1 pseudogene is annotated in these 359 nt (G+C 39.0%); it reads left to right on the forward strand.

The window, feature by feature from the left end:
* A pseudogene (locus CWB76_RS19285) lies at positions 1–359 on the forward strand (Bcr/CflA family drug resistance efflux transporter); the annotation flags it as partial.

Here is a 359-nt window from a genome sequence, read left to right on the forward strand (position 1 = left end):
TTATGCCTATTTACATTAAACGCCAACCAAAAAGAGCTCTAAAAGCAGGTCTTGTGTTGTTAGTGAGTGCAGGCTTACTGATGCTTCTATTAAGCCAATATAAAACCCCATTAGCATTAATGATCCCTATGTTTATTGCAGCCTTTGGTTTTGCTTTGACACTTGGCTCTGCTGCTGGGCGTGCTTTGAGTTTATTCCCTAAACAAGCTGGCACCGCCTCAGCTCTTTTGGGAGCGATGCAAATGAGTGGAGCAAGTTTATTGGTATTTATTACTCAATATTTAAATTTATCAACACCCGAGCTTATAGGCACACACTTTTTATTATTAATTCCCTTTTCTTACTTACGAGATCGGTAT

It is taken from the genome of Pseudoalteromonas sp. S1609 (assembly GCF_005887255.1).
Lineage (GTDB): Bacteria > Pseudomonadota > Gammaproteobacteria > Enterobacterales > Alteromonadaceae > Pseudoalteromonas.